Here is a 20,232-nt window from a genome sequence, read left to right as displayed (position 1 = left end):
AGAATGTGATGCCATGACTGCGTTACGCCGTGAGGCGTTTGTCATCGCTTACTTTTTGGCGTTATATGATGGATAATGCCGGGATACGAGAGACCCGACTCTTTTAATCTTTCAAGGAGCAAAGAATGCTGATTCTGACTCGTCGAGTTGGTGAGACCCTCATGATTGGAGATGAGGTCACTGTGACAGTTTTAGGGGTTAAGGGTAACCAGGTACGTATTGGCGTTAATGCCCCTAAAGAAGTCTCCGTGCATCGTGAAGAGATCTACCAGCGTATCCAGGCTGAAAAATCCCAGCAGTCCAGTTACTAAGGCTTTCGCGCCTCGCGATTTCGTGAGGCGCATCCCACAGCCAGTCGATTTCTCTCTATTTTCTACTTCAGACGCCTCTCTTTTCCGTTACTTGCCCATCGTCGGCTATCTTTATTTTTTGCCCGTAGCAGGCCGTAAACCCTGAATTTCTGTTGATTAAACGCTCTTTTTGCCGTTTTTGCAGGCTGATTGCGCGGTAAGTGTGCAAACGGAAAAAAGGTCTCGAAAAATTGTTTGACTTATAAGTACCAGAAAGTAATATGTGCGCCATCGCAGCGACGAAGAGCAGAAACAAGTTCTTCGAAGCACTCGAAAGAGGCGTGTGGTGAGGTGGCCGAGAGGCTGAAGGCGCTCCCCTGCTAAGGGAGTATGCGGTCAAAAGCTGCATCCGGGGTTCGAATCCCCGCCTCACCGCCATTTTGCATCCGTAGCTCAGCTGGATAGAGTACTCGGCTACGAACCGAGCGGTCGGAGGTTCGAATCCTCCCGGATGCACCATCTTCTCTGAGATAACAGCCATTCTGTTGTTTCATGGTCTGCGAGATAATCGCCAGTACCAGGGAGGATAACGTCGCATAAGCGACGGCCCGTAGGGCGAACACAGTGAGTCATCCTCCCGGATGCACCATCTTGTGAAGCGTGGCAATGGTTAATTTGCGGCGCTTGCTGGTAGTAAAGAAGTTCTCCCTGATGCATCCGTAGCTCAGCTGGATAGAGTACTCGGCTACGAACCGAGCGGTCGGAGGTTCGAATCCTCCCGGATGCACCATCTTCTTCGAGATAACAGCACTTTTGTTGTTTCATGGTCTGCGAGATAATCGCCAGCGCCAGGGAAGTTAACGTAGTAAAGAAGTTCTCCCTGATGCATCCGTAGCTCAGCTGGATAGAGTACTCGGCTACGAACCGAGCGGTCGGAGGTTCGAATCCTCCCGGATGCACCATCTTCTTCGAGATAACAGCTATTCTGTTGTTTCAAGGTCTGCGAGATAATCGCCAGTACCAGGGAGGATAACGTCGCATAAGCGACGGCCCGTAGGGCGAACCCAGTGAGTCATCCTCCCGGATGCACCATCTTCTTCGAGATAACAGCAATACTGTTGTTTCATGGTCTGTGAGATAATCGCCAGCACCAGGGAAGATAGCGTAGTAAAGAAGTTCCCCCTGATGCATCCGTAGCTCAGCTGGATAGAGTACTCGGCTACGAACCGAGCGGTCGGAGGTTCGAATCCTCCCGGATGCACCATCTTCTCCTGAACTAACCCCAACATTATTGCTTCATGGTCTGCGAAAAAACCGCCAGCACCAGGGAGGATAACGTCGCATAAGCGACGGCCCGTAGGGCGAACCCAGTGAGTCATCCTCCCGGATGCACCATCTTCTCCTGAAATAACCCCAACATTATTGCCTCATGGTCTGCGAGATAGTCGCCAGCACCAGGGAGGATAACGTCGCATAAGCGACGGCCCGCAGGGCGAACCCAGTGAGTCATCCTCCCGGATGCACCATCTTCTCCTGAAATAACCCTGACACAATTGTTCCACGGTCTGCGAAATAGTCCCGCGTTCGAAAACCTTATCGCCCAACCACCCCGTCAGCCGCCGTCGCTTAGCCGTTTCTGCACGCTCTTGCGCACTTTTTAATATTGGCAAGTTGCTCTTTCCACTATAATTTACCCCTGTATATCGACCTGATTCGGGTGAGATGAGTGCAAGGAGAGAAATCCATGAAATGGTTCAAAGCAATACCTGCCTTTTGCGCGACGCTTCTGGTTGCCGTATCTCTGGCTGGCTGTGCCGGATCGGCCACGAAGGAAAGTACCGGCGGCTATATCGACGACACCGTCGTGACCACCAAAGTCAAAACCGCGCTGTTTAACGAAAAAGAGATTAAATCCACTGAAATTAGCGTGCAGACCTTCAAAGGCCGCGTTCAGCTGAGCGGTTTTGTTTCGTCGCAGAAGGATGCTAATCGCGCCGTAGAGGTGACCCGCAGAGTGCAGGGCGTTCGTTTGGTTGAGAATGATTTGAAAATCAAATAAGCCGATGCATCGATATAATAAAGGCGCCCTGTGGCGCCTTTGCTGCTTCTGCCTCCACCCGCGACAATATGCGCCTTTTGCGATAAAGTAACCTTTCCTTATCCGGTTTGTGAGAACACGATGTACGAACGTTACGCAGGACTTATCTTTGATATGGATGGCACTATTCTTGATACCGAGCCGACGCATCGTAAGGCCTGGCGCGAGGTTCTGGGCCGTTACGGAATGCGTTTCGACGAACAGGCGATGGTCGCGCTCAACGGTTCTCCGACCTGGCGTATTGCCCAGGTGATTATCGAAATGAACCAGGCGGATTTAGACCCCCATCGCCTGGCTTTGGAGAAAACCAACGCCGTCAAGGCGATGCTGCTGGATAGCGTGCGCCCCTTACCGCTGATTGAGGTGGTAAAAGAGTGGCACGGCCGTCGCCCGATGTCGGTTGGCACCGGCAGCGAAAGCGCCGTTGCGGAAGCTCTGCTGGCCCATCTCGGCCTGCGTCACTATTTCTCCGCGGTCATTGCCGCCGATCACGTAACAAACCACAAGCCTGCTCCTGATACCTTCCTGCTGTGCGCCGAGCGCATGGGCGTTGCGCCGGAAAAATGCGTGGTGTTTGAAGACGCTGACTTTGGTCTGCAGGCCGCACAGCGCGCGGGGATGGATGCTGTCGACGTTCGGCTGCTGTGAGCGACGCGCTATCGCTGATATCGCTGTTTGCCAGTAGCTTTCTCAGCGCCACGCTGCTTCCCGGTAACTCGGAAGTTGTGCTGGTTGCTATGCTGCTTACGGGAGCGAGCCAACCGTGGATGCTGGTATTAATAGCAACAATCGGCAATAGCCTTGGAGGGGTAACTAACGTTATTCTGGGGCGCCTGTTTCCGCTGCGCAAAACGTCGCGCTGGCAGGAGAAGGCTTCCGGCTGGTTAAAGCGCTACGGTGCGGTCACATTATTATTAAGCTGGACGCCGGTGATAGGCGATTTGCTGTGTTTACTGGCGGGATGGATGCGCATTTCCTGGGGACCAGTGCTCTTTTTTTTATGCCTTGGTAAAGCGCTGCGCTATATCGTCATTGCGCTGGTTACGCTTCAGGGCATGATGTGGTGGCACTAATTGTGGAACTGAGGCTCTCCGGACAGGCTGTAACAATAACGTCTGCTGGAATAACCTGTATGGTCACCATTACAATTATGCTTATTCAAATGATTTCGACAGGCGGGAGGTCAAATTGATCCCGGACGTATCACAGGCGCTGGCCTGGCTGGAAAAAAATCCGCAGGCGCTAAAGGGCATTCATCGCGGCCTTGAGCGCGAAACGCTGCGCGTTAACGCCGATGGCTCGCTGGCCACTACCGGCCATCCTCAGGCATTGGGTTCGGCGCTGACCCATAAATGGATTACCACCGATTTCGCTGAAGCTTTGCTGGAGTTTATTACGCCGGTTGATGGCGATATTCAGCACATGCTGACTTTTATGCGCGATGTTCATCGCTATACCGCCCGCCATATCGGCGATGAGCGGATGTGGCCGCTGAGCATGCCCTGCTATATTGCTCCGGGCCAGGACATCGAGCTGGCGCAGTACGGCACATCGAATATCGGCCGTCTGAAAACGCTGTATCGTGAAGGGCTGAAAAACCGTTACGGCGCGCTGATGCAAACCATCTCCGGCGTGCACTATAACTTCTCTCTGCCGATGGCGTTCTGGCAGGCGAAGTGCGGCGTTGAGGACGAGGAAAGCGGGAAAGAGGCCATTTCGGCGGGCTATTTCCGCTCAATCCGCAACTACTACCGCTTTGGCTGGGTGATCCCGTATCTGTTCGGCGCTTCCCCGGCGATTTGCTCCTCTTTCCTGCAGGGGAAACCGACCACGCTGCCGTTTGAGAAAGCGGAAAACGGCATGTATTACCTGCCGTACGCGACCTCCCTGCGCCTGAGCGACCTCGGCTATACCAATAAGTCGCAAAGCAATCTCGGAATTACGTTTAACGATCTGCAGGAGTATGTGGCAGGATTGAAGCGGGCGATTAAAACCCCGTCGCAGGAATATGCGGAAATTGGCCTCGAGAAAGACGGCAAGTACCTGCAAATTAACAGTAATATTCTGCAGATTGAAAACGAACTCTATGCGCCAATCCGCCCGAAACGCGTGACCCGCAGCGGTGAGACGCCGTCTGACGCGCTGCTGCGCGGCGGAATCGAATATATCGAAGTTCGTTCACTGGATATCAACCCGTTCTCGCCGATTGGCGTTGACGAGCAGCAGGTGCGCTTCCTCGATCTGTTTATGGTCTGGTGCGTGCTGGCCGATGCGCCGGAAATGAGCAGCGACGAGCTGCTGTGTACGCGCACTAACTGGAATCGGGTGATTCTTGAAGGGCGTAAGCCTGGCCTGACGTTGGGGATCGGCTGCGAAAGCGCGCAGTTCCCGCTGGCTGAGGTAGGTAAAGATCTGTTCCGCGATTTGCGCCGCGTTGCGCAGATTCTGGACGGTATTCATGGCGGCGACGCCTATCAGCAGGTGTGCGATGAGCTGGTTGCCAGCTTCGACGATCCGGAATTAACTTTCTCGGCGCGCATTCTGCGTTCTATGCTTGAAGAAGGGATTGGCGGCACCGGTAAGGAGCTGGCCGATCGGTATCGTACGATGCTGCGGGAAGAGCCGCTGGAGATTTTACGCGAAGAGGATTTCATTACCGAGCGTGAAGCGTCAGCCGTGCGTCAGCAGAAGGTAGAAGCGGAAGATAGCGAACCGTTTAGCGCTCTGTTAGCGAGACACGCGTAGCAAAAAGCGGTACAAAAGAAAAAGGCCACATCAATGTGGCCAAACTTTCATCTCTGATTCAGGGATGATGATGATAATAAATGCGCGTCTTTCACATACTCAGACTAGCGGGTGTAAAAAGAGTTCATTTTATTTTAAAAAAAATCACTATCGGAGGTGAAGAATGCCGTTGTTAGATAGTTTCACAGTCGACCATACCCGAATGGAAGCCCCTGCGGTGCGCGTCGCGAAGAAAATGAACACGCCGCACGGCGATGAAATTACCGTTTTCGATCTGCGTTTTTGCATACCGAATCAGGAAGTGATGCCGGAAAGAGGCATTCACACGCTTGAGCACCTGTTCGCGGGCTTTATGCGCGACCATCTCAACGGTAAGGGTGTGGAAATTATCGATATCTCTCCGATGGGTTGCCGCACGGGCTTCTATATGAGCCTGATCGGTACGCCGGACGAGCAGCGCGTAGCGGATGCCTGGAAAGCGGCGATGGCCGACGTGCTGAAGGTAAAAGAGCAGAGCCAGATCCCTGAGCTCAACGTTTACCAGTGCGGTACCTACACCATGCACTCGCTGGAAGAAGCTCAGGACATCGCGCGTCATATTCTTGAGCGCGACGTACGCATCAACAGCAATGACGAGCTGGCGCTGCCGAAAGAAACGCTGCAAGAACTGCATATCTAGTTCTTCTGCCACGGCCCGGCGATAGCGTCGGGCCGATATCCTCACGCCGCGATGTCGACGACTTCCCGCTTCTCCTTTCAGCATCGCTCCCTGGTGCCCTTTGCCCATGATTACGCCCATGGCGATAGCGAGCCGTGGCATCAGCATGACTGCGTCCAGCTGCTGCATATCCTGAGCGGCGTGGTGCGGGTTGAGACGCCGGCTGGCTACTGGGTTGTCCCGCCGGGGCGCGGCGTTTGGCTGCCGGCGGGTACGCCCCACGCGCTGCGGATCACCGGCGCAGTCGCGGCGCGCACGCTGTTTATCGATCCCCTTGCCCGCGCCGATCTGCCGTCATCGTGCCAGATCGTGCAGATCTCGCCGCTGCTGCGCGAGCTGATCGTCACCTCGCTGACGCTGGCCGAACGCTACGATCCCGGCAGCCGCGACGAGCGAGTCTATGAATTAATTCTTGATGAGATCCGCGGCATGACCGTGCTGCCCTTTGGCCTGATCGAACCGCAAAGCGAGGCGCTGCGCCGGCTATGTCAAAAGGTCCGCGAAACGCCGGGCGACGCCTGGAGCTGCGTCCAGGCGGCAAAAGAGAGCAATATGAGCGAGCGGACGCTCAACCGCCACTTCCAGCAGCAGACAACGCTGACCTGGAGCGAATGGGTGCGCCGGGCGAAACTAATGGAAGCGCTGGTGCGCCTGGCGCAGGGGCAGTCGGTCCTGCGGGTGGCGCTGGACCTTGGCTACGGCAGCCACAGCGCCTTCAGCGCCATGTTCCGCCGGGTGATGGGGATGGCTCCCAGCGATTACTTCCGCTCGCCGGAGGAGTGATCGCCGCCGCTGAGCGCATTGCATAGCGCCTGGAGCGAGGCGCGGGCGACATCGTTATCGATCCCGACCCCCCAGCGGCTGTCGCCATTCGGCAAGACGCAGCGGATATAGGCCACCGAACGGCTGTCGCTGCGCTCGCCGAGGGTATGCTCGTGATAATCCTTAATCACAAACTGTTGCTTAAGCAGCGCGCTAAGCCCGCTCGCCGCGGCGGAAAGCAGCCCGTTGCCGTTCCCCTGCAGCCTGCGGGTCTCGCCGTAGACCCTGAGCGTCGCCTGCAGCGAGAGCTGGCCGTCCTGCTGGCCGTCGCTTTGGTAATCCAGCAGCGCCAGCGGCGGTGCAGCCACCAGGCCGTAGCGCTCGCGGAACAGCTGCCACAGGGCGTTTTGCGTCATCTCCTTGCCGTGGCTATCGGTTGCGCGCTGCACGTGCAGGCTGAAATCCTGCTGCAGCATGCGGGGCAGCTTTAAGCCGTGATTCTGCTCAATCAGCCATGCGCTGCCGCTCTTACCCGACTGGCTGTTGACGCGGATAACCGCCTCATAGCTGCAGCCGATGTCCTGCGGGTCGACGGGCAGGTAGGGCATTTGCCAAATTTCGCCGGGCCGACGGGCGTCGAAACCTTTCTTAATCGCATCCTGATGCGAGCCGGAAAATGCGGTATAGGCGAGGCTTCCCGCCCACGGATGGCGCGGGTGAACCGGCAGCTGGTTACAGCTCTCGACGATCTCCACGACCCGCTTCATCTCCGGGAAGGTGAGCTGAGGGTCGACGCCCTGGCTGTAGAGATTCATGGCGAGGGTGACCAGACAGACGTTGCCGGTGCGTTCGCCGTTACCAAACAGGCAGCCTTCAACGCGATCGGCGCCGGCCATCACCGCCAGCTCGGCGCTGGCAACGCCGGTTCCGCGGTCGTTATGCGGGTGGACGCTGATGCAGACGTCGGCGCGGCGCGAGAAATGACGGCAAAAATACTCGATTTGATCGGCATAGACGTTGGGGGTGTTGACCTCCACGGTGGCGGGCAGGTTGATGATCATCGGGCGTTCGGCGCAGGGCTGCCAGATGTCCGCCACCGCTTCGCAGATCTCCAGCGCAAACTCAGGTTCGGTAAAGCAGAAGGTTTCCGGCGAATACTCATACTGCCAGCGCGTTTGCGGCTGCTGTTCGCACTGCTGGCGGATCAGTCGGGTGGCGCGGGTCGCCAGCTCAACCACCTGCGCTTTTTCCATACCGAAGACCAGCCGGCGAAACAGAGGCGCGGTGGCGTTATACAGATGCACGGTGGCGCTGTGGGCGTCGCGCAGCGATTCGAAGGTGCGCAGGATTAAATCTTCCCGCGCCTGGGTCAGCACCTGAATGGTGACGTCCTGGGGGATACGCTGCTCCTCAATCAGCTGGCGAACGAAGTTGAAATCAGTCTGCGATGCGGACGGGAAAGCGACTTCAATCTCTTTGAATCCACACTCCAGCAGCAGGTTCCAGAACTGCAGCTTGCGCGCGCCGTCCATCGGTTCCGCCAGCGCCTGGTTGCCGTCGCGCAGGTCGGTAGAGAGCCAGCGCGGCGCGTGGGCGATCTGCCGGTCCGGCCAGCGGCGGTCGGGCAGGGATACGATCGGCGAGGGGCGATATTTTTCGTGAGGATTTTTCAGCATGATTATCTCCTTATGTCGGATCTTTATCCTGCACGATAAGAAGAACGGGGCGCTTTAGCGAAGTGGACAGAAGCTAGCGCGAACTGGACAGGCGGGCGTTTTTATCCGCCAATAAAAAAGGGATCCGCAGATCCCTTGGTGTTAACGCTAGTGAGCTCCGCCTCCGCCGCCGCCCGCGCTGAACGGCGGCCGGGCAAACCACACCAGGCCTAACAGCAGGATAAAGATCCCCGCCGAGACCCAGAATATTTCGTTAGCGGAAATAATCAGCCCCTGGTTGGTTATCTGCTGGGCTATCCAGCCGGATGCCTGCTGCTGGGTCATCCCCAGTCCCTCCAGCTGGTCGTATATTTGCTGGGCGTTAGGGTTATACGGCGTGACCGACTCGGTGAGCTGCGCATGGTGCAGCGCCTCGCGGTTGGTCCACATGGTGGTGGTTATCGAGGTCCCGATAGAGCCCGCCAGCGTACGGGTGAAGTTCGACAGGCTTGAGGCCGCCGCCAGCCGCTCCGCCGGCAGGCCGGACAGGGTGATGGTGGTCAGCGGCATAAAGAAGCAGGCCACCGCGAAGCCCTGGATAAACTGCGGCCAGGCCGATGCGCCGAAGTCCATCCCCGGTTCGAAGGTCCATGCGCGCCAGTAGAAGCACACCGCATACATGATAAAGCTGAAGGTCACCAGCCGACGCATATCGAGCTTATGGGCAAAGCGGCCGATGATCGGCGAGAGAATGACCGGGATCACCCCCACCGGCGCCGACGCCAGACCCGCCCAGGTCGCGGTGTAGCCATAGACCTCCTGCAGCAGCTGCGGCAGCAGAACGATAGCGCCGAAGTAGAGCATATAGGCGAGGCTGATGCACAGGCAGCCGATGGTGAAGTTTCGCGACTTAAATAGCGAAAGGTCGACTATCGGGTTGTCGTCGGTAAGCTCCCAGACGATAAGGAAGCTGATGGCCACCACGGCCACCACCGTCAGGACGATAATCTCCGTGGAGGCGAACCAGTCCAGCTCCTTACCGCGATCGAGCATCACCTGCAGGCTGCCGATGCCAACCACCAGCAGCGCCAGCCCGACGCCGTCGATGCGCCGCTGCTCGGTACGGGTTTCCCGGCTGCGCAGGGTTTGCAGCGTCATTATCACCACCGCAACGCCGATCGGGACGTTGATAAAGAATATCCAGCCCCAGTGGTAGTTGTCGCTGATATAGCCGCCGAGGATCGGCCCGCAGATTGGCGCCACGATAACCGTCATCGACCACAGCGCCAGGGCGATGGAGCGTTTTGCCGGCGGGTAGTTGTTGAGCAGCAGGCTCTGCGATAGCGGGATCAGCGGACCGGCGACGATCCCCTGAATCACGCGGAAGAAAATCAGCATCGTCAGGCTGTTGGACATGCCGCAGGCCCAGGAGGCGATGGCAAACGCCACCGTTGACCACAGGAACAGCTTCACTTCCCCCACGCGTTTTGCCAGCCAACCGGTTATCGGAATGGAGATGGCGTTTGCCACCCCAAACGAGGTAATCACCCAGGTACCCTGGCTCAGGGACGAGCCAAGGTTACCGGCGATGGTTGGGATAGCCACGTTGGCGATAGTGGAGTCCAGCACCTGCATGAAGGTCGCAAGCGACAGCGCAATGGTCATGATGACCAGCTGCGCGCCCTCCAGCGGTTTTTGCTGTTGCATTACGCTCACCCCGAATTATCCGGCGTTAGCCTGGATGATGCCGTCGATCAGTTTGTCTACCGGGTCGAGAGCGATTTCACGGGCATTACTTTCATACGCCGGAGACTTACGCGTCTCGTTCGCCAGTATCTCGCCGTCGCGGTTGGAGGTATCCACTTCAACCAGCGTAGAGAGGCCAATACGTAGCGGGTGCGCCGCCAGCTGCTTCTCATCGAGCTCAATACGCACCGGCAGACGCTGGACGACTTTAATCCAGTTCCCGGTGGCGTTCTGCGCCGGCAGCAGGGAGAAGGCGCTACCGGTCCCCATATCCAGCCCTACGACCTTACCGGTGTATTTCACATCGTCGCCGTAGATATCGCTGATTACGGTGGCCGGTTGGCCGATGCGCATATGCGCCAGCTGGGTCTCTTTAAAGTTGGCGTCGACCCACAGATTCGTCGCCGGAACGACCGCCATTAGCGGGGTGGTCGGGCTTATCTGCGCGCCGGGCTGTACCGAACGACGGGAAACGTAGCCGCTAATCGGGCTGACGATCTGCGTACGCTGCAGGGCCAGCCAGGCGTTACGGACGTCGGTGGCCGCCTGCAGAACGGCAGGCTGCTGCTCAAGGCGGGTCCCCAGAACGATGGCCTGGTTGGCGTTAAACTGCTGCACCGCCACGTCGAGCTCGGCCTGGGCGCTGGCGACGGTATCGCGAGCGTGCTGCAGCTCCTCGCGGCCGATCAGGTTAGCGGCTCCCAGGGGGATACGGCGGTTGAGGTCGGTTTGCGCCTGCGAGAGCGCGGTTTTTTTGACGTCGATATTGGCCTGCAGCTGCTTGCTGTTGATCATCGACTGACGGGTTTGACGCACGCTGGCGGCCAGCTGGGTTTGCGCTTTCTCAAACGCCTGCTGGGCATCGGTCTGGTCGAGGGTGACCAAAGGATCGCCTTTCTGCACAAAATCGGTGTTGTCGGCCCAGACTTTCGTCACGCTGCCGGACACCTGCGCCATAATCTGTACCTGATTCCCTGCCACATATGCGTCATCGGTCTCTTCATAATGACGCAGTACCAAAAACCAATAAATCCCATATGCCACGGCAACAATAATAAAGAGCAATGTCAGCAACAGAAGGGCACCTTTGCGCTTCCCTTTCTTGCTGCCCGGTTGCTGCGGGGTTTGGCTCTCCGCATTTGCGCTCATGTTATTCTCCACGATCTTATTATTTCACATCGGCTGGGCCGACCTGTTTATCAGAAAGGCCAGCAGAAGATCTGCTGGCCTGGTCTGTTTTTCCTTGTCAATTCAGAAAGATTTCTAGCGGTTCCGTGCTTAGCGCAGAGACTCCGCAAGCACACCGTCCTCTTCCATCTGGTCAAGACGACCAAGCAGTTTACGGGTGATGTGCTCGAGCTGATCTTTTTCGCTGGTGCTTAAAGAAGACCAGAGCTGATGCAGGCAGTTGTGCTGCGGAGGCAGAACCTCACGCAAAAACTGATGACCTTTGTCGGTAAGCTGCAGATGCAGACAGCGGCGATCGTTATCGCTTTCACGGCGTTCAATCCAGCCGCGTTTTTCCAGCTCGTCGGCAATGCGCGTGGCGTTGGTGCGTGACGACCCCAGGGCGCAGCTCAGCTCGGAGGGCTGAATGCTATGGTTTTCCTGAGATTCCAGGGTGATCAGCGCCATAAATAATGTCTCGTTAATTCCCTGCGCTTTCAGCATTTTATTGCGATTTTCCAGCAGCTTACCTTGCATGTGCATGCAGAGGCGAGTTAACAGAATCTCCTGGAAAGGGAAATCTTCGTGACGGCTGGCGCGGAATTTGAGCATTTGCTCAATGGGAGTAAACGAACTATCCATTTGGGTATGACCTCATTAATTACAGCCGATATAATAACTATTGTGACAAATAAATCAAATGAATTATTGACTACAATTGATACGTTAAACCTATAGCCAGGAATAAAATCTCTTTGCCGGTTCGTAGGTTAGCGCACATTAGCGATGGGAGATACTGAAGCGGAAGGAGCGGAGGTGGTTTTGTGGAATAGCGAAAGAGAAGCGGTGCCCGGGCAGGGCGCAGAAGACGATACCCGGGAACCTCCGGCGGCATAACGCACGCCGGAGCGACATGGCATTCTGACGAGGGCGGATTATTTCTGCGCCGCCAGCGCCTCTTTCAGCCAGCCGTCAAACTGCTGCTGGTGGGCTTTGATCCAGCCGTCAACGTGGCCCTGGATATCCGTTTCCGAAGCGTGGCCTGCATGCATCATGGCGTTTTCGGCGTTAATGTCGGCAATCGGCAGCTTCATGATACTGAACAGCTTCGCCGCCGCCGGGTTTTTCTCGGCCCAGGCTTTGTTGGCCACAATATGCATGGTGCTGACCGGGAAGCCGTAGTTCGCGCCGTTAGCCAGTTTGGTGTCGATGTTCTTCTGTACGCCTGGCAGGGAGGAGAACGGCACCTGCAGCCAGACCACATCTTTACCCGGTTTCAGCACGTCGCTGACCCAGTACGGCGTCCAGGTGTAGTAAATCACCGGCTTGCCTTCTTTATAGCGAGCGATGGTATCGGCCATCATCGCGGCATAGTTGCCCTGGTTGTGCACCACGGTGTTGCTCAGGCCATAGGCATCAATCTGGTGGTTAATCACCGCTTCACAGCCCCAGCCCGGCGTACAGCCGGTGAGATCGGCCTTACCATCGCCGTTAGTATCAAACAGTTTGGCGATTTTCGGGTCTTTCAGCTGATCGATAGATTTAATGTGATACTGCTCGGCGGTTTTCTTATCAATCAGATAGCCCTGCGCGGCGCCGTTAACAAAAACGCCTTCGCGGTAGAAGCTCTTGTCCCCGCCGGCGGCGGCGTACATGTCGTCATGCAGCGGCTGCCAGTTAACGGCGGTAAAGGTGGCGTCGCCGGAGGCGAGCGAGGTGTAGCCGACGTTATAGTCAACTTCACTCGGCTTATCGACGGTGTAGCCCAGCTTCTCCAGCGCGCGGCTGACCAGCAGGGTCTGGAAGGTCTCTTCGGTGATGGTGCTCTGAATCGGTTTTACGGTGATGCCTTTACCCGGCAGATCGGCGGCAAAGGCGCCGGTGGCAATGAGTGCGGTGAACGCTGTGGCAAGAATCGCTGTATGTCGCATCGTTGTTCCTCATAAATAAGAAAGGATGACTGCTGGCCCGGCAGGCGCAATGCCGCCGGGCGATGAGATGATTATTTACTGAAGGGACGGGTGATTAGCCCCAGCGGGCCGGTGGTGTACCAGCGGCGGCTGCCGCGGCTGCGCGAATCGCGCCCAACGGCCTGAGTCAGGCGGTCAAGAATGATGGCGAGGATAACAATCCCGACGCCGCCGACGCTTGCCAGGCCCATATCCAGGCGGCCGATCCCGCGCAGCACCATCTGGCCGAGGCCGCCGACGGCGATCATCGAGGCGATAACCACCATCGACAGCGCCAGCATCAGCGTCTGGTTGACCCCGGCCATAATGGTCGGCATCGCCAGCGGCAGCTGAACTTTAAACAGCAGCTGGCGCGGGCTGGCGCCGAAGGAGCGCGAGGCTTCAATCAGATCCGCCGGCACCTGGTTAATCCCCAGAATGGTCAGACGCACGATGGGCGGCAGGGCAAAGATAATGGTCACCACCACGCCTGGAACGTTACCAATCCCGAACAGCATAACGATGGGCACCAGGTAGACGAACGCCGGCGTGGTCTGCATGGCATCGAGCAGCGGACGGATAATTTTTGCCGCGCGCGGGCTCCGCGCCAGCCAGATCCCCAGCGGCAGGCCGATCAGCATACAGAACAGCAGGGCGGTCAGAACCAGCGCCAGGGTGACCATCGCCTGCGACCAGGCGCCGATAGCGCCGATAGCCACCAGCGAGATCAGCGTGGCGACACCCATTCCGACGCTGGAGATCTGCCAGGCGATCAGGGCGAATATCACAATCGCCACCGGAGCGGGCATCCCTAACAGCAGCTGCTGGAAGGCGCTGAGTATGTAGTCCACCGGCACGCGGATCCCCTGGAACAGCGGGCGGAAGTGGATCACTATCCAGTCGATACCGTGCGTCACCCAGCTATCCAGCGGGATCAGCGTCTTATGGAACGGGTCCATGATGTTGAAATGTTCCGGCTGCGCCTGCGGCGCGCTGGTCAGCCAGTCGGCACCGCCGCCGTCGGCCGGCGCGGCGGCCGGAGTGCCCCAGGCATCGGCAGATTGGGCGGCGCTATCCGCCGCCGGTGCGGTATCCCACGGGTTAGATTGATCAGCCATTGTTTGTCCCCTCGCGATCTAAAGCCTGCAGCAACATTCGTTTAGAAATGATGCCGATATACTGATGCCCTTCATCCACAACCGGCACCGCGCACGGTGCCTGGCCTACGTGGGAGAGCAGGTCGCTAAGCGACGTTTGCGCATCCACCGCCTGCGGGGAGTCGAGTAACGCCGCATCAATTCCTTGACCTTCGCTCAGCGCGGATTTCAGTGAATCAATGGAGACAATGCCGACAAACTTATTACCGCGTTCAATCACATAACCATATTCGCGGTCTTCATCCTGCAACAATTTCAGCGCCGAACGGGGGCCAAATCCCGGCGTTTTACGAATTAAGCCTACCGGGCTACGGCGGGCAATATCCTTGGCGCTGAATACCTGGCTAATATCGACGCCGCGGAAGAAGGTTTTCACGTAATCATTGGCCGGATTATTCAGGATTTCATCCGGAGTACCGACCTGAATAACTTCGCCATTTTGCATGATGGCAATCCGGTCACCGATGCGCATGGCTTCATCAAGATCGTGGGAAATAAAGACCACGGTGCGCTGGTGTTTGGCCTGTAATTTTGTCAGCTCATCCTGCATTTCGGTACGAATTAAGGGATCGAGGGCCGAGAAGGCTTCATCCATTAATAAGATATCGGGGTTAATCGCCAGCGCGCGGGCGAGCCCGACGCGTTGGCGCATCCCGCCGGAGAGTTCATCCGGCCAGGCATGAGCGTAGTTTTCCAGACCGACCTGGCGCAGCGCCTCCAGCGCTTTCTCCTGGCGTTGCTGGGTGGAGAGGCCCGCCAGCTCCATGCCAAAGGCGGCATTGTCCAGCACGGTCATATGCGGCATCAGCGCAAATGATTGAAAAACCATTGCGATCTTTTTTCTGCGCACCTCGCGCAGCTCGGATTCTGAAATTTTGGCGATATCGACGCCATCAATCAGCACCTGCCCGCGGGTGGGTTCAATCAGGCGATTGAGAAGGCGAACCATGGTGGATTTTCCCGATCCGGAAAGCCCCATGATGACGAATATCTCGCCTTCTTCAATGGTCAGACTGGCGTCTTTTACGCCAAGTGAAAGCCCCGTTTTTTCCAGCAGTTGTTCTTTAGTAAATCCTTTTTCAATATATTTGAACGCTCGCTGCGGATGCTCGCCAAATATCTTATAGAGATTCTTTATTTCTAATTTAATTGCCATGCAATAGAGAGTTTCCCGTTATTTGTATTATGTCGATATAGTACCTGGTGGAGATATTTACCTGTTTACACCCTAACATACTCAGATTCTGTGACAACCCTCAATGTCCGCGGCGGGAGGATATGGCGCGGCAGCAATGCCGCGCATTCCCCGTGATATAAGGGCTGAGCGTTGATTACGCCGTAGTGATATTTTTTAATGCTTACCGGAGAATTATTGTCAAAATCACGGGATTTCTACTAAATATTACGAGAGGATTTCCTGAAAATGTCAGAACAGATAATGGTGTGATGAATGGAAATAATGTGAAATAGATCACCAGGAATCAAGTGAATATATTCCTGGTGAAAGTAAGGTTAAAAGTCCCAATCGGCGTCGGCGGTTTCTTCCGTTTTACCCATCACGTAGGACGATCCTGAGCCAGAGAAAAAGTCGTGGTTTTCATCGGCGTTTGGCGAGAGCGCGGCGAGGATCGCCGGATTGACCGCGGCCATTTCCGCCGGGAATAGCGCCTCATAGCCCAGGTTCATCAGCGCCTTGTTGGCGTTGTAGCACAGGAAGGCGGTGACCTCCTCAGCCCAGCCGCTGTCGGCGTACAGTTCATGGGTATAGGCCAGTTCGTTATCGTAGAGATCCATCAGCAGATCGAGGGCGAAATTCTTCAACTCCTCCCGCTTTTCGGCGCTGACTTTTTCCAGCCCTTTTTGATATTTGTAGCCGATGTAATATCCGTGCACCGCCTCGTCGCGGATGATCAGGCGAATCAGGTCGGCGGTATTGGTCAGCTTACCGCGGCTGGAGAAGTACATCGGCAGCCAGAATCCGGAATAGAAGAGGAAGGATTCGAGGAATACGCTGGCGATTTTCTTCTTCAGCGGCTCATCCGCGTGATAATACTCCAGCATCAGCTCGGCTTTGCGCTGGAGCGGGGCGTTCTCTTCACTCCAGGCGTAGGCGGCGTCGACGTCTTTGGTCTGGCACAGGGTGGAGAAAATCGAGCTGTAGGAGCGGGCGTGCACCGCCTCCATAAAGCTGATATTCGACATCACCGCCTCCTCATGCGGGGTGAGGGCGTCGTTCATCAGCGCCGGCGCGCCGGCGGTGTTCTGAATGGTATCGAGCAGCGTCAGGCCGGTGAAAACGCGGATGGTCAGCTGCTGCTCCGTCGGGCTGAGGGTCTGCCACGCGGGGATATCGTTGGACAGCGGCACCTTCTCCGGTAGCCAGAAGTTGCTGGTCAGGCGGTTCCACACCTCCAGATCCTTGTCGTCCTGAATCTTGTTCCAGTTAATGGCGCTAATGCGCGATAGATGGGTCATCGGGTTCTCCTTACAGCGCGCAGGACACGCAGCCCTCAATTTCAGTACCTTCCAGCGCCAGCTGGCGCAGGCGGATGTAGTACAGCGTCTTAATGCCTTTTTTCCACGCGTAAATTTGCGCCCTGTTGATATCGCGGGTGGTGGCGGTATCGGGGAAAAACAGCGTTAAAGAGAGCCCCTGATCGACATGCCGCGTGGCCTCGGCGTAGGTGTCGATAATTTTTTGCGGGCCGATTTCATACGCGTCCTGGTACAGTTCCAGGTTGTCATTGGTCATAAACGGAGCCGGATAGTAAACCCGACCGGTTTTGCCCTCTTTGCGGATCTCGATCTTCGAGACGATCGGATGGATGCTCGACGTCGCATGGTTGATATAGGAGATAGAACCGGTGGGCGGCACCGCCTGCAGGTTGCGGTTATAGATACCGTAACGCATCACGTCATCGCGCAGCTGCTGCCACATTTGACGGTCGGGCAGGGCAATACCGGCGCGGGCGAACAGCTCGCGCACCTTCGCCGTTTTCGGCTGCCAGTCGCCCTGCAGATACTGCTGGAAATACTCGCCGCTGGCGTAGCGCGAACGGGCGAAACCGGCGAAGCGCTGGTCGCGCTCGCGCGCCATCAGCATTGAGGTATGCAGCGCATGCCAGGTCACGGTGTAAAAATAGAGGTTGGTGAAATCCAGCCCCTCCGGGCTGCCGTAGGCGATACCTTCCCGCGCCAGATAGCCGTGCAGGTTCATCTGCCCCAGCCCGATGGCGTGAGAGGCCGCGTTACCCGCCGCCACCGAAGGCACCGAGCGAATATCGCTCATATCGGATACCGCCGTCAGGCCGCGAATGGCGACTTCAACCGTGCGGGCAAAGTCGGGCGAATCCATAGTATGGGCGATATTCAACGAGCCGAGATTGCAGGAGATATCCTCGCCGACGCTGGCGTAATCGAGGTTTTCGTCAAAGGTCGATGGGGTGTTGACCTGCAAAATTTCTGAGCACAGGTTGCTCATGTTGACCCGTCCGGCAATCGGGTTGGCGCGGTTCACGGTATCTTCAAACATGATGTACGGATAGCCGGACTCAAACTGAATCTCCGCCAGCCGCTGGAACAGATCGCGGGCGCGGATCCAGCGCTTGCTGACCCGCTCGTCGGCGACCAGCTGCGGGTACATCTCGCTGACGGCGATATCGCCGAACGGTTTACCGTACAGCCGCTCGACGTCATAGGGCGAGAACAGCGCCATCTGCGCGTCGTCTTTCGCCAGCTGGAAGGTCACGTCCGGGATAACGACGCCGAGCGACAGGGTTTTGATGCGGATTTTCTCATCGGCGTTTTCGCGCTTGGTGTCGAGGAAGCGCAGGATATCCGGATGATGGGCATGCAGGTAGACCGCTCCGGCCCCCTGGCGGGCGCCGAGCTGGTTGGCGTAGGAGAAGGCGTCTTCCAGCATTTTCATCACCGGCACCACCCCCGACGACTGGTTTTCGATACGCTTAATCGGCGCCCCGGACTCGCGCAGGTTCGACAGCAAAAACGCCACGCCGCCGCCGCGTTTTGAGAGCTGCAGCGCCGAGTTCACCGCCCGGCCAATCGACTCCATATTGTCTTCGATGCGCAGCAGGAAGCAGGAAACCAGCTCCCCGCGCTGCTGCTTGCCGGCGTTAAGGAAGGTGGGGGTCGCCGGCTGGAAGCGCCCGCTCAGGATCTCATCGGTCAGCTGGCGGGCCAGGGTTTCGTCGCCCTGCGCCAGGCTCAGCGCCACCATGCAGGTGCGATCGGCGAAATGTTCAAGGTAGCGTTTGCCGTCGAAGGTTTTCAGCGTATAGCTGGTGTAGAACTTCCAGGCGCCGAGAAAGGTCTGGAAGCGGAAACGGTAGCCGTGGGCCTGCTCAAACAGCGCGAGGACGAAACGGCGGTCGTAGCGGGCCAGCACGCCGGCGTCGTAGTAACCTTCGGCCATCAGCCACTCCAGCTTATCGTTCTGGCTGGCGAAGGGGACGGTGTTGGCGTCGACATGCGTCGCCATAAAGGCGTCCACCGCCTGGCGGTCCTTTTCAAACGGAATGCGGCCGTTGCTGTCGTACAAATTCAGCATGGCGTTCAGGGCGTGGAAATCCGGCGCCTCTGCGGTTAGACGTTCTGCGGTTGTTGTTGCCAAAATTCGCTTACTCCTTTGCGTACGTTAGCGACATCTTGTGGGGTACCCATCAGCTCAAAGCGATAGAGGTACGGCACGCTGCATTTCTGCGCGATAACGTCGCCGGCCCGGCCGTAGGCGTCGCCAAAGTTGCGGTTGCCTGCGGCGATGACGCCACGAATTAACTGACGATTGTGGGGATCGTTTAAAAAGCGGATCGCCTGGCGCGGCACCGCGCCCGCGGTACCGCCGCCGCCGTAGCTGGGGACGATGAGAATATAGGGTTCGTCTACCTGGATACGCTCCCGCTCGTTAAGCGGAATGCGCACCGCGGGCAGCCCCAGACGCAGGACGAACCGATGCGTATTTTCGGAGCTGCTGGAGAAGTAGACGATGAGGCTCATGCGCTGGCCGCCGTGACGGGATGCAGGCGATTAATCATATCCGGACGGAAGCCGGACCAGCGGGTCTCGCCGGCAATCACCACCGGCAGCTGGCGAAAGCCCTGCTCGCGCAGCATCTCTGCGGCATCGGGATGATGCTCGACGTTGACCATCTCGAAGGCAAAGCCGCGGCTCTCCATAGCGCGCTTAGTAGCATGGCACTGAACGCAGTCATTTTTAGTGTAAATAGTAATGCGCATGATTCGTATTTCCATTTAAGATAACAGGACGGCGCAAAAAGGCGCAGCGGTTGGTATCGATTAACTGTTCAGGAAATACTAGATGTAGTTGTAGAAAAGTTCAACCACGCAATATATAGCGTTTTAAAATAAGAAAAACCCCCAAGGAGCGATCCTGTGAGGGCGGGGGCGGTCGGGCGTAAAACTACAGACGCATGCTGACGGCAAGACGGTTAAAGGCGTTCATCAGGCTGATGGCGAAGGTTAAATCGCTGATCTGACGGGGGCTAAAATGTTCCAGTAACGGCAGATAAACCTCATCTTCCGCATGGCTGCTGGCGATGTGGGTCACCGACTCCGTCCACGCCAGCGCCGCCCGCTCCGCGGCGTCAAAGTGGGCGCTTACCCGCCAGCCGGCCAGCGCGTCCAGACGGCCCTGGGCGACGCCGGATTTGCGCAGCGCTTTACTGTGCATCTCCAGGCAAAAGGCGCAACCGTTAATCTGCGACACGCGCAGGTAGACCAGTTCCAGCAGCGTGCCGTCGAGCGCGCTTTTTTCCAGCGCAACTTTCGCCTGTACCAGCGCGTTATAGACTTCCGGACTCAGTTCATTGTAGGGCTGACGCAGTGTGTTCATTTTTCTCTCCACATTAAGAGCTATCCCTTTGGCTACAGGGCCCTGCTGCGGGCCCCAAACGGACATCAACGGTGATG

General features: G+C 57.1%; 19 protein-coding genes and 5 tRNA genes. 12 read left to right on the top strand and 12 right to left on the bottom strand.

Annotated features, from left to right (window positions below):
* The first annotated feature begins 125 nt into the window (after positions 1 to 125).
* The 12 genes from csrA to GO007_RS08495 all read left to right on the top strand — a co-directional run bounded on the left by csrA (position 126) and on the right by GO007_RS08495 (position 6,634).
* On the top strand, positions 126 to 311 hold the full coding sequence (csrA, locus tag GO007_RS08550; protein ID WP_000906486.1) for a carbon storage regulator CsrA: 186 nt from the start codon (positions 126 to 128) through the stop codon (positions 309 to 311).
* 324 nt (positions 312 to 635) lie between these two features.
* Positions 636 to 728 (top strand) — tRNA-Ser (locus GO007_RS08545).
* Between the two features lie 4 nt (positions 729 to 732).
* Positions 733 to 809 (top strand) — tRNA-Arg (locus GO007_RS08540).
* Between the two features lie 194 nt (positions 810 to 1,003).
* Positions 1,004 to 1,080, top strand: a tRNA-Arg gene (locus GO007_RS08535).
* Between the two features lie 95 nt (positions 1,081 to 1,175).
* Positions 1,176 to 1,252, top strand: a tRNA-Arg gene (locus GO007_RS08530).
* Positions 1,253 to 1,477: 225 nt separating this feature from the next.
* Positions 1,478 to 1,554, top strand: a tRNA-Arg gene (locus tag GO007_RS08525).
* A 480-nt stretch (positions 1,555 to 2,034) separates the two neighbouring features.
* Complete coding sequence (locus tag GO007_RS08520; protein ID WP_095098381.1) at positions 2,035 to 2,349, top strand: BON domain-containing protein; 315 nt, start codon at positions 2,035 to 2,037, stop codon at positions 2,347 to 2,349.
* Between the two features lie 120 nt (positions 2,350 to 2,469).
* Positions 2,470 to 3,036, top strand: a complete 567-nt coding sequence (gene yqaB, locus GO007_RS08515; RefSeq protein ID WP_095098378.1) for a fructose-1-phosphate/6-phosphogluconate phosphatase — start codon at positions 2,470 to 2,472, stop codon at positions 3,034 to 3,036.
* Positions 3,033 to 3,461, top strand: a complete 429-nt coding sequence (locus GO007_RS08510; RefSeq protein WP_095098373.1) for a YqaA family protein — start codon at positions 3,033 to 3,035, stop codon at positions 3,459 to 3,461. The genes yqaB and GO007_RS08510 overlap by 4 nt, the downstream gene beginning before the upstream one ends.
* A 115-nt stretch (positions 3,462 to 3,576) precedes the next feature.
* On the top strand, positions 3,577 to 5,133 hold the full coding sequence (gshA, locus tag GO007_RS08505; RefSeq protein ID WP_095098370.1) for a glutamate--cysteine ligase: 1,557 nt from the start codon (positions 3,577 to 3,579) through the stop codon (positions 5,131 to 5,133).
* Positions 5,134 to 5,296: 163 nt separating this feature from the next.
* Positions 5,297 to 5,812, top strand: coding sequence for an S-ribosylhomocysteine lyase (gene luxS / locus GO007_RS08500; RefSeq protein WP_072051859.1), 516 nt, complete (start codon positions 5,297 to 5,299; stop codon positions 5,810 to 5,812).
* 51 nt (positions 5,813 to 5,863) lie between these two features.
* Complete coding sequence (locus tag GO007_RS08495) at positions 5,864 to 6,634, top strand: AraC family transcriptional regulator (protein WP_095098369.1); 771 nt, start codon at positions 5,864 to 5,866, stop codon at positions 6,632 to 6,634.
* Here the strand turns inward: GO007_RS08495 and leuA are convergent.
* The 12 genes from leuA to GO007_RS08435 form a co-directional block, all read right to left on the bottom strand.
* Positions 6,610 to 8,289, bottom strand: a complete 1,680-nt coding sequence (gene leuA, locus GO007_RS08490; RefSeq protein ID WP_095098367.1) for a 2-isopropylmalate synthase — start codon at positions 8,287 to 8,289, stop codon at positions 6,610 to 6,612. The two genes, GO007_RS08495 and leuA, sit on opposite strands and share 25 nt — an antisense overlap.
* Before the next feature lie 147 nt (positions 8,290 to 8,436).
* Entirely contained in the window at positions 8,437 to 9,975 is a 1,539-nt protein-coding gene (emrB, locus tag GO007_RS08485; protein ID WP_095098364.1) for a multidrug efflux MFS transporter permease subunit EmrB, read from the bottom strand.
* 15 nt (positions 9,976 to 9,990) lie between these two features.
* Positions 9,991 to 11,163 carry a multidrug efflux MFS transporter periplasmic adaptor subunit EmrA gene (gene emrA, locus GO007_RS08480; protein ID WP_095098362.1) on the bottom strand — a complete coding sequence of 391 codons (1,173 nt, stop codon included), beginning with the start codon at positions 11,161 to 11,163 and terminating at the stop codon, positions 9,991 to 9,993.
* A 129-nt stretch (positions 11,164 to 11,292) separates the two neighbouring features.
* A complete protein-coding gene (mprA, locus tag GO007_RS08475; RefSeq protein WP_041146855.1) occupies positions 11,293 to 11,823 on the bottom strand; it encodes a transcriptional repressor MprA in 531 nt (176 codons plus the stop codon).
* 293 nt (positions 11,824 to 12,116) lie between these two features.
* Positions 12,117 to 13,112, bottom strand: coding sequence for a glycine betaine/L-proline ABC transporter substrate-binding protein ProX (gene proX, locus GO007_RS08470; RefSeq protein ID WP_095098360.1), 996 nt, complete (start codon positions 13,110 to 13,112; stop codon positions 12,117 to 12,119).
* Between the two features lie 71 nt (positions 13,113 to 13,183).
* Complete coding sequence (proW, locus tag GO007_RS08465; protein ID WP_095098358.1) at positions 13,184 to 14,248, bottom strand: glycine betaine/L-proline ABC transporter permease ProW; 1,065 nt, start codon at positions 14,246 to 14,248, stop codon at positions 13,184 to 13,186.
* The gene (gene proV, locus GO007_RS08460) at positions 14,241 to 15,443 is read right to left on the bottom strand and encodes a glycine betaine/L-proline ABC transporter ATP-binding protein ProV (RefSeq protein ID WP_095098356.1); all 1,203 of its coding nucleotides are present in this window, start codon (positions 15,441 to 15,443) and stop codon (positions 14,241 to 14,243) included. Before proV ends, proW begins: the two co-directional genes overlap by 8 nt.
* A gap of 356 nt (positions 15,444 to 15,799) precedes the next feature.
* Positions 15,800 to 16,762, bottom strand: a complete 963-nt coding sequence (gene nrdF, locus GO007_RS08455) for a class 1b ribonucleoside-diphosphate reductase subunit beta (protein ID WP_095098353.1) — start codon at positions 16,760 to 16,762, stop codon at positions 15,800 to 15,802.
* Between the two features lie 10 nt (positions 16,763 to 16,772).
* Positions 16,773 to 18,917: a class 1b ribonucleoside-diphosphate reductase subunit alpha gene (gene nrdE / locus GO007_RS08450; RefSeq protein ID WP_095098350.1), complete on the bottom strand. Its 2,145-nt coding sequence runs from the start codon at positions 18,915 to 18,917 to the stop codon at positions 16,773 to 16,775.
* Positions 18,890 to 19,300 (bottom strand): class Ib ribonucleoside-diphosphate reductase assembly flavoprotein NrdI, encoded by a 411-nt coding sequence (gene nrdI / locus GO007_RS08445; protein WP_095098347.1) that lies wholly within the window; start codon positions 19,298 to 19,300, stop codon positions 18,890 to 18,892. The genes nrdE and nrdI overlap by 28 nt, the downstream gene beginning before the upstream one ends.
* Positions 19,297 to 19,539 (bottom strand): glutaredoxin-like protein NrdH, encoded by a 243-nt coding sequence (gene nrdH / locus GO007_RS08440; protein WP_095098344.1) that lies wholly within the window; start codon positions 19,537 to 19,539, stop codon positions 19,297 to 19,299. The genes nrdI and nrdH overlap by 4 nt, the downstream gene beginning before the upstream one ends.
* A 184-nt stretch (positions 19,540 to 19,723) precedes the next feature.
* Positions 19,724 to 20,155, bottom strand: a complete 432-nt coding sequence (locus tag GO007_RS08435) for a carboxymuconolactone decarboxylase family protein (RefSeq protein WP_095098340.1) — start codon at positions 20,153 to 20,155, stop codon at positions 19,724 to 19,726.
* Positions 20,156 to 20,232: the final 77 nt, after the last annotated feature.

This window comes from Klebsiella sp. 10-1, from assembly GCF_009758445.1.
Taxonomy (GTDB): Bacteria; Pseudomonadota; Gammaproteobacteria; order Enterobacterales; family Enterobacteriaceae; genus Klebsiella; species Klebsiella scottii.
The sequence above is the reverse complement of the archived record's forward strand: the minus strand, read 5'-3'. Positions and strand labels throughout refer to the sequence as shown.